The organism is Methanospirillum sp. (assembly GCF_028679455.1).
In the GTDB taxonomy this organism is placed as follows: domain Archaea; phylum Halobacteriota; class Methanomicrobia; order Methanomicrobiales; family Methanospirillaceae; genus Methanospirillum.
In genome coordinates, this window is the sequence record NZ_JAJRBM010000032.1 from 1 (window position 1) to 8,982 (window position 8,982).

At 47.5% G+C, this 8,982-nt stretch carries 9 protein-coding genes; all 9 read right to left on the reverse strand.

Annotated elements, in window-relative coordinates:
• The coding region (locus LUQ50_RS00875; protein WP_300034755.1) for a CDC48 family AAA ATPase at window positions 1–2,106 on the reverse strand (2,106 nt) is incomplete at its 3' end.
• The gene (locus LUQ50_RS00880) at window positions 2,103–2,714 is read right to left on the reverse strand and encodes a 5-formyltetrahydrofolate cyclo-ligase (protein ID WP_300034758.1); all 612 of its coding nucleotides are present in this window, start codon (window positions 2,712–2,714) and stop codon (window positions 2,103–2,105) included. The genes LUQ50_RS00875 and LUQ50_RS00880, both read right to left, overlap by 4 nt.
• Before the next feature lie 118 nt (window positions 2,715–2,832).
• Entirely contained in the window at window positions 2,833–3,573 is a 741-nt protein-coding gene (locus LUQ50_RS00885; protein ID WP_300034761.1) for an MIP/aquaporin family protein, read from the reverse strand.
• 1 nt (window position 3,574) lies between these two features.
• Window positions 3,575–3,787 (reverse strand): DUF2180 family protein, encoded by a 213-nt coding sequence (locus tag LUQ50_RS00890; RefSeq protein WP_300034764.1) that lies wholly within the window; start codon window positions 3,785–3,787, stop codon window positions 3,575–3,577.
• A 12-nt stretch (window positions 3,788–3,799) separates the two neighbouring features.
• Window positions 3,800–5,299, reverse strand: a complete 1,500-nt coding sequence (locus LUQ50_RS00895; protein WP_300034768.1) for a DUF2193 domain-containing protein — start codon at window positions 5,297–5,299, stop codon at window positions 3,800–3,802.
• Window positions 5,300–5,546: 247 nt separating this feature from the next.
• On the reverse strand, window positions 5,547–6,725 hold the full coding sequence (locus tag LUQ50_RS00900) for an inorganic phosphate transporter (protein ID WP_300034771.1): 1,179 nt from the start codon (window positions 6,723–6,725) through the stop codon (window positions 5,547–5,549).
• A gap of 7 nt (window positions 6,726–6,732) precedes the next feature.
• Window positions 6,733–7,374: a DUF47 domain-containing protein gene (locus tag LUQ50_RS00905; RefSeq protein WP_367278926.1), complete on the reverse strand. Its 642-nt coding sequence runs from the start codon at window positions 7,372–7,374 to the stop codon at window positions 6,733–6,735.
• Between the two features lie 153 nt (window positions 7,375–7,527).
• Entirely contained in the window at window positions 7,528–8,010 is a 483-nt protein-coding gene (locus LUQ50_RS00910) for a TIGR00725 family protein (protein ID WP_300034774.1), read from the reverse strand.
• Window positions 8,010–8,588, reverse strand: coding sequence for a hypothetical protein (locus LUQ50_RS00915; protein WP_300034777.1), 579 nt, complete (start codon window positions 8,586–8,588; stop codon window positions 8,010–8,012). Before LUQ50_RS00915 ends, LUQ50_RS00910 begins: the two co-directional genes overlap by 1 nt.
• Window positions 8,589–8,982 lie beyond the last annotated feature (394 nt).

Genomic DNA, 8,982 nt, shown 5'->3' on the forward strand with positions numbered 1-8,982 from the left:
AGCCCGTGCAATATCATCTTCCTGTATTCTGATCTGTCGTTGTTCTGAAGATTCAGCCACCAGAGCGAATATCTCTTCCAACATGATAAGTTTCAGTTCCCTGACAAACGCCTGGATATCAGCCCCGACATAGTACTGCATCCGGGCTGCGAGATCTGAAACTTCTATCGAGGGATCCAGCAGATCCCTGATCTCTGCAAGATACAGAGAGAGAATTGCTTCACGGGCCGGGATGTCTGGTGCTGGGACATAGATGTGTTTTTCAATTCTGCCAGGACGAAGGATGGCAGGGTCAAGCATATCCGGGCGGTTGGTTGCTGCTACCACGATCACATCCTTGAGTTCTTCAATGCCATCCATCTCGGTCAGAATCTGTGAAAGAACACTCTCTCCGACCCGTGATCCTCCCTGCTGGCCACGTTTCTGAACGAGAGCATCGATCTCATCAAAGAAGATTATGGCAGGCGCTGACTGCCGGGCTTTTCTGAAGGCTTCTCTGACCTGTTTTTCAGAGTCCCCTACCCATTTGGAGAGCAGCTCGGGACCTTTGATCGCGATAAAATTCATCCTTGACTTTGCTGCAATTGCCTTGGCAAGCAGCGTCTTGCCTGTTCCAGGCGGACCAAAGAGAAGGATACCCTTGGGCGGCTTGATCTTCAGTTTTTCAAATGCTTCCCTGCGTTTCACCGGCCATTCGATCACCTTTTCGATCTCGTATTTGACCTGATCAAGACCTGCCACCATATCCCAGGGGACTTCCGGGACTTCAATATACAACTCACGCATTGCCGAAGGTTCAACCGATTTTCTTGCCTCAATGAAGTCACGGTCTGATATTACCAGGTTGTCAATTACTTCTGGGGGAACCTCCTGACCTTCTTTCATCTGCACCATGATGCCACGAAGTGCATGCATCGCAGCCTCCTTACAATGCAGGGCAATATCTGCTCCGACAAACCCGTAACTCAGTTCAGCATAGGATTCCAGGTTTACATCCGGGGCAAGAGGCATGGTCCGGGTATGGACATGGTATATCTCGAGACGACCAGCCCGGTCAGGGATTCCGATCTCGATCTCCCTATCGAACCTTCCTCCCCGCCTTAGTGCCGGATCGATGGCATCCGGGATGTTGGTTGCAGCAATAACAACAACCTGACCACGGGAAGCAAGCCCATCCATCATAGTCAGGAGCTGGGCAGTAACCCTTCGTTCAACCTCGCCTGAAGTTTCCTGTCGTTTGGGTGCAATCGAGTCTATCTCATCAATAAAGATGATTGATGGAGCCTTCTCCCGGGCTGAGTCAAATATCTCGCGGATCTTCTTTTCAGAATCCCCATAGTACTTACTCATCACCTCAGGACCTGAAAGTGGCACAAAATGTGCATCCACTTCACTGGCAACTGCTTTTGCGAGCAGGGTTTTCCCGGTTCCCGGTGGTCCGTAGAGAAGCACCCCCTTGGGTGGGTCGATACCGAGTCGTTCAAATACCTTCGGATACCTGAGTGGGATCTCGATGATCTCTCTGATCAGACTGATCTCCCGGGAAAGACCCCCGATATCTTCATAATGGATCACGGACTCTTCGTGCCTGACCTCTTCAGTCTGGTACGGGACATCATGCAGAATAACCTCGGTGGAAAAGGTCACTACTCCGATCCCTTTTGGTTCTATCCTGGACACAATGAAATTGACCGTATTTCCGATCAGATCAATCCTGACGGTCTGCCCTTCAAGAACCGGCCTGCCCCTCAGTTTTTTTGCAAGCAGAATCTCAGGATTGTTCAGGGTGATACTGGTTACCGGCTGGAGAATGACTTTATGAAGGTCATGGGCAAAGACCCGTTTTACCATCACCTTATCATCGATCCCACACCCGGCATTACTACGGATCTCCCCGTCTATGGCGATCTCATTTCTTCCGTGCCCGGCGTTCTGGGTACTCCATGCAGCTGCTACTGCCTTTTTTGCTCCTAATATCTCGATAAATTCCCCATTTACGATTCCAAGGGCACGCATCACTGCCTGATGAAGCCGTGCAATTCCCTTTCCTGCATCCTCTTCTGCAGCCCTGATCACCTCGAGTCTAATACCTCCCGTTGGATTCATGATTTGCTCCCTGAAACCCTCATCACTCCATCTTCGGTAACCACTGCAGTCATGTCGATATCATTAAATTCTGTGGGAAGCAGCGGGACTTCCTGACAGGAGAAGGCAAGTCCAATCGTTCTGATATGGGTATGTGTAGAAAGGAACCGATCATAATATCCTGCTCCATATCCCAGTCGGGCACCGGACCTGTCAAATCCGAGCATGGGGATGACCGCAGTAGTGACATCAGCAGGATCTGCAGGGATCTCAAATCCGATCGGTTCGGGAACATGAAACGTGCTTGCTATCAGGCAGGAGGGTTCCTCAAGATACGAGAGACGAAGACTGGTGTCCTCTTTTTGGATGATTGGGACTATTACCTGGATATTTTCGGTGATAAGAAATGAAATGAGTGTCGATGTCTCAACTTCAGGTTCTTTTGCGCAGTATACCAGTACCTGTTCATCAGATCCAATGAGTTTCTGAAGATGGTCACAGATGATCCGGCTTTTCTCCTGTCGCTCCTCTACCGATAGTGCCCATCTGCGATCTCTGAGCATATTACGGATTACTTCCTTGCTTATGGTGATAGTATTCCCCCTGTCATACGATGCTGCACCATTCATCTCCAGAAATAAATGAAAATCAGATACTATCTGATTCCAGTTACCGTGAGTAATGATGCGATATCAGAATAAAAAAACTTAGAGGTTTGAAATTTTCAGACAAACCTTACTTTAAAAATTATTCGGAGGTGATCCAGTCATAGAGGAATGCTGCCGCCACTGCACCCAGTACCGGGCCAATCACGTAGATCGGGTAATTAATGAAGAGATTATTTCCTCCTAGGAGAAGATCTCCGAGGTATGGGCCGAAGGTTCGTGCCGGATTAAGTGATGCTCCGGCGATATTGCCGGTGGTAGTGATGACCCCTCCGACAGTCAGACCGATGATAAGACCTGCAAAACCTGCCGGTGCCTGGCGGTCCACGGCAACGCCCATAATGACCAGCATAAGAATGAAGGTACCGATGCCTTCGGCAAGCATCGCCTGACCCATGCTGATACCGGGAAACGGAGCCGTTGCTCCAAGGCCGCCGATAGTGACTGCATCCATCCCTGCTGAAGCAGCAAACAGGAAACTCCCGATGGATGCTCCGATGATCTGGGCGAGAATATATGCTCCGCAGTCAGTAGTAGGGAATCGTTTCGTTGCCCAGAGTGCGATAGTGACTGCCGGATTGATGTGAGCTCCTGAGATCCTTCCGGTTGCGTAGATCACTGCGGTGATGACAAAAGCAAATGCAAGACCAATAGCCAGCCAGTCACCGAGGCCACCGAGTGCTCCTATCCCGATGTTATAGGGTGAAGTGGGTTTTGTCCCCTGACTGATCATCAGGGTGATCGCAGCAGCACCTGCTCCCATGTACACCAGAAGTGCAGTTCCGATCCCCTCTGCAACTGATCGTTTCAACAGGGAGACCATGTTACCTCCCTTTCTTAACTGCTGCTGCACAATCTTCGCAGAGTATTCTGGGCAGGGTCCGGCCTAACTTCTGGGATGGGAACGGGTATCCCCCTTCCCATACCGGCTGTTCTTCCCTGATTAGATGGTCCATACAAAGGCCCATACCACAGATGATACAGATACCAACCGCATCAGTGTCCATCCCCTGCTTTTCACAGATATAGCATTTCATCAGTCATCACCATTATACTGCTTCGCGGTACTGACAGTACTCATGCCTGAAGTCTGCACATGAGGCAGATGCACAGTTTTTGCAGATTCGTGCCGGTGCAGCAGGGATCTCCTTCTTCAGAGCGATAACATTGGTCATCAGGGTTGCAGTAATCGGCTCACTAGTGAGCAGGCAGGGATAATCCGCAAGCCTCATCAGAGCAGACAACCGGACCGTGATGGCACAGGCAGGGTACGCATACCACTGGGGATTGTTAATGATCTCATGGCTGAATATCGGAGAGAGATCGATGGGAAGACCTGATACGGTTGGTTTGAGATCTTTTCCTGATCCGTTTCTGATCTTGCGTGCCCGGTCAATGATCCCCCAGCCCCGGTAGATCATATCCATGAAATCGCAGTTATGCAGTTCTGCTGCTGCTCCCCGGATTGGTTTGAGTTGGACAAAGTTGTGATACCGCTTGGTGAGCAGGTCTACGATCATCAACGCGTTGAACCCATCCATCTCAAGAATGTACTCGACTGCAGCAGCACTTGCACCGGTTGCAACTGACACCAGTTGTTCAGGCGTCTTGAACTTGCTGATGGATGCCATCATACTCTTCTCAATCACATCGGTTACTGCCTCGATGATACCCATCACCATATCATCCTTGCACATGTTGAAAGTGGACTGAGAGATATGATGCGCAACATCACCGACACAGTATGCAGGGATGGTGACTATGTTTGCATAATGGACCTTGTCATCTATTGCAGCCTGAACAAAAGGCTCCATTTTTGCCCTGTACTCCTGCATGTATTTTCTACAGTCAAATGAGTTCTGACCGAGTGAATCCATAAGTTCTGCCTGTGCATTTACCGGATTTGTATAGATCGAGGCAAGCATCTCGATCTCTTTTTTGGTTGCAGCCGCAAGTGTGTCACCTGCTTCAACCGCATGGGCAAATATGTCACCAACCCCGTAACTGGTGTTCATTCCCCATGATTTTGCTGCAAGGATAGCCTTTTTGTGATCATCCGGGATATGAGTGTTCTGCAGGATCTGATTCACTACATTGCTGGTACTGCCTGGAATCAGAGCAAAATCAACCACACAGGTAGGTCCGTAAAACCCTGCATATCTCCGTGATGACTCCTTTCCGATTATTGCTTCACTCTTCTTAACCTGTTTGACAAACTCGGCAAGACTTTTCTTAAATGCCGGATCTTTGTCACAGAGAATCTCGAGGATTACCGGGGTCTGGTAATGTTCGACAAATGGATCGTCCTCAGGCCTGACCGTTTTCGTGAGTTTGGAGAGGATGGTGTAATGCGATTTTACTGATTCCTTATGGAGATCTATCACGGCTTTGCTCTGATCTTTACCAGCTTTCATCCCGGCTACCGCATCAAGATAGGGTTTCGCATCGGTCATTACAAATTTGGTGCCGCGTTTCTTCTGTATGGTGCTGACGTCAGCACGTTGTGCTGCCATTGCTTCCCGGATCATCTTCTCGAATAATTCTTTCATGCTGAACAACTCTCTGGCAGGTGTACCCGCGAAAAGAGGTTACTGTCCGTTATGCAGAACTCTCTGGATCATGTATCCCCTGGGATAAGCCCTCTCATTGCAGAAAAAGATCAGGATGATCAATCTTTTGCAGGTCAGGACCGGATGGAGCAGGTACCCGCTGTCAAATGACCAGTTATGCCTGTAGCCATATAAGGGTATCAGACAGTGATGAAACCTGGATTAAAAAAGAAAGATATCCCTGTATTTATCCCCATATTTTGAGGAATACACAAAAGACGATCCAGGAGAATACGGCAGTAAGCGGAATGGTGATAACCCATGCTGTTACGATCTGCCTGACCATCCCCCAGTTTACTGCAGAACTCCCCTGGGTAGCTCCAACCCCCATAATACACCCGCTGATGGCATGGGTGCTTGAGACCGGCACTCCGAAGAGGGTGACCAGGAGAAGAACAAGTCCACCGCCGGCTTCAGCACAGAATCCCTGATATGGGCGGAGATGAGTTATTCGTTTTGCCATTGTCTGAACGATCCGCCATCCCCCGGTAAGCGTTCCCACCGATATTGCTGCACTTGAGAGCAGGATTACCCAGAGGGGTACAGAAAAATCACTGAGTACTCCTGCAGTTACCAGCATAGCAGTGATGACACCCATTGCATGCTGTGCATCATTACTGCCATGCCCGATACTGTAGAATGCAGATGAGATGATCTGCAGCCGGTTAAAAAGGTGATTCATCTTTTTATGATCCTTGTTTCTACAGATCCTGATGATCAGGCAGCCAAAAATGAAGGCTAGTGCCAGACCAAGCGATGGTGAGATCATAATGAACAGGATAATACTGACAATTCCTGACAGGGTCAGGGCATGAAGTGCAATACTGATGGGAATGGCGAAAACGAATCCAAAATATGCCCCAATGCCGGTATATTGCAAAAGATTATCTTCCTTTTTGAGGTACGCAATCAGAGTTAGGATACATGCACCAGCGATGATCCCCCCCACTCCGTACCAGATAAGACCACGGATCAGATCCAGAGTCGGTAAAATTACTACTGATGGCCCGCCGAATGCAACTGCAGCACCGATTAATCCACCAATCATTGCGTGAGTCGAAGAGATTGGGATACCGACATACGCGGTAAAATAGATCCAGAATGATGCCACCAGGATGCCGATGATCATCACATCGATAGTCATCCATCCTGGAACAATAATCCCTTTTCCGATAGTTTTTGCAATAGCGGTGGTAAAAAATAATGGGCCGATAAGGTTAAAAAAAGCTGCAAGAGATACTGCCTGGAGAGGAGTTAGTACTCTGGTAGCTACTATTGTTGAGATTGAGTTCGCAGCATCATGCAGCCCGTTTAAAAAATTAAAAAGGAGAGCCACGACGATGCCGATGATGAGGATTGGCTCCATAACTACATTAGGAATGACGGATGCTGATGTCGGAAAGGACGTTTGTCACATCCTCGCATTTATCTGTCGCTGTCTCCAGGCACTCGTAGATATCTTTGAGTTTGATGATCGTCACCGAATCTGTGTTCAGAAATAACTGTTTGATGGATCGGGACAGGAGGTCATCAGCAAGGTTTTCCAACCTGTTTACCTCAATTCCACAGGAATCCAGCGTTGCAGAACTTTTTTTTGTTCTAATTGATTTGACTCCGCATTCAAGTTGGACGACTGAAAGTCTTATGATCTGGGCAAAATCCTGCATAAAACTGTCAAATTCAAGGACGCCGTAATTGATCATCTTTTCTGCTGAATCATCAACATAATCCAGAATATCATCTAGCGCTGATGCAAGACGGGAAATTTCCAGAGGATCGAGCGGAGTAATGAAAGTCCGGTTCAGGTTCTCATATATCTCGTGCGTTATCTGGTCACCCTGATGCTCAAGATCTTTGATCTTTTTATAGGCCATCACCCGATCATTCTGGTTATTAACCATTGACTCGAGTTCTTCGGCGGATATGACGACTATACGGGCCAAACGCTCGAAGAGGTCAAAAAACACCTTGTCCTGAGGTATAAGCCACTCTTTGATCCCCACGGTAGATCGCAATAATTGTCATCTGATAGGCTAAATATGCTCCGATAGGTTTTAGAATATATGGACAGCCAATAAAAAAAGTATGGGAATAGGGAGAGGGAGTGAATACCCGGATAATCGGGCAGTAATTATCCTCCAGGTGAAACCCGGTATCAGAGTAATGGTTCAGATAGAATTACAATACCTGATAAGCAACTGAACCGCTTCTGTTGAATCAGAGCAGGGTATTACTCCGGGTATATCCCATGTTCTGATCCCGAATACCGGTTTTCCGGTTTTGAGTGCAATCCCGATTTCAGAGAGAGTGCCATAACTGCCACCAACCGCTATGACACCAGTCGCGGATTCAACAAGGATTACATTTCTGGAATGACCTATCCGGGTCTTGATGATGACATCAAGGTACGGGTTCCCCTCACAACCGGGAACAATTCCAACAACCGTACCTCCTCCATCATGAGCACCTTTGCTTGACGCCTCCATAACTCCGCCCTGGCCTCCTGTCAGAAGGATACACGCTTCAGCAGCGAGAAGTTCACCAACCTGATAAGCGAACTGTTCTTCTTCCGGACTTGCTTCAGCAGCGCCAATTACCGCGATCTGATGTCTCTCTCTTCTGATACATTCAGAAGGTTGGAAAAGATCCATTATGAGGAAATTACTCCCATAACCTGCATGAACTGGTCTGAGGGAACAGATGCTATTTCAGGGTAGGAACTATTGGGCAAATTGTAATATCGCATAGTCTGGTACTCAAGCCATGTTCCGTAGAGTGAGAGGGCAGCGGTTTTTGCAGGAACATCCTGTCCGAATCCATCCTTGCTCCGGTTGAGAGCCATGACCTGATCAATAATCCTGATACATCTGGTTGCTCCGTTCTGGTATTCTGAACGAAGAGTACTGACCGTTGGTGATAATGAGTAACTGTTCGTCTCGTTGATATTTTTATTGAGCCTGATTCGTGCATAATCTGCACTTAAATTCAGCATCTGGGGTAGATCAGTTCCAAAAGTTGCTGCCCCATCCATACGTCCCTTGATATCGTACAAATCCGGAATCCAGTATTGGTTCATAAGAAAGAGAAATTGTTGATCTGCAGCAGTTATATGAGAATTAGTTCTTCCATCAGTAATTATCTCAGTTTTATTGGTTACATTGGTAGCAGGGGGGGATATGGTAGTATTTGTGGTATGCAGAGTGGCAGGGACTGATGTGTTCGATGTCATATTTGACTGATTCTGCTGGGTGGCAGCACCTGAAGCAGAGACAAGTGTCAGGATTAGTATCAATATAATGAAAAATACTTTGAAATTTCGCATTAATGGTATGTTGCTCTCAGTTCAGATAATTCCTTTTATTACCTTTGATTAGACGGTCTGACTCTGCGACCGGTATTATTTGAAGAAATTGATAATTCCGCATGCTCATTAGGTATTAATATTTGCAAAGCAACTTGGTACTAAGCGTTACCCTAAATTATACGACGGGGCTCGTTCTGAGTTTTCTGATATCTCTGACTTCTGAATGAATGGAATAGGAATGGAATCCCCGTTTAATGAATAATCAGGTAAGTATACCCATGCAGATACATGAACGCGTGCTTCATGTAGATGATGAGCC